Consider the following 472-nt stretch of genomic DNA (forward strand, 5'->3'; position numbering starts at 1 on the left):
CGATCAATCCGGTCGGCGAACCCCCTCGTCGGCCGGGCGCCACCGACACCGAGGGTTCCCGGTCCCATGCCCCCCACGCTCGCCTCGCTCGTCCAGAACTCGGCGCTCAAGCTCACGGTGCGGGCGGGCGCGGACCGGCTCTCCACCCCCGTGCGCTGGGCCCACGCCAGCGAGCTCGCCGACCCCGTCCCGTACATGGACGGCGGCGAACTGCTCCTGGTGACCGCCACCAACCTGGATGCCGAGAACGCCGAGTCGAAGCGCCGGTACGTACGACGGCAGGCCGGAGCGGGCGTCGCGGGCGTCGGATTTGCGGTCGGCGTGAACTACGAGGACATCCCGGCCGCGCTCGTCGAGGCCGCCGAGGAAGCGGGCCTGCCGCTGCTCGAAGTCCCCCGCCGCACCCCGTTCCTCGCCATCAGCAAGGCCGTCTCCGCCGCCATCGACGACAAGAAGCTCCTCGAATCCGTCT

Annotated in this window: 1 protein-coding gene; it reads left to right on the forward strand. The window is 72.0% G+C overall.

From position 1 onward, the window contains the following. Window positions 1-66 precede the first annotated feature (66 nt). The coding region (locus RM844_RS32410) for a PucR family transcriptional regulator ligand-binding domain-containing protein (RefSeq protein ID WP_311671025.1) at window positions 67-472 on the forward strand (406 nt) is incomplete at its 3' end.

Source organism: Streptomyces chisholmiae (assembly GCF_031845445.1).
GTDB classification, from domain to species: Bacteria; Actinomycetota; Actinomycetes; order Streptomycetales; family Streptomycetaceae; genus Streptomyces; species Streptomyces chisholmiae.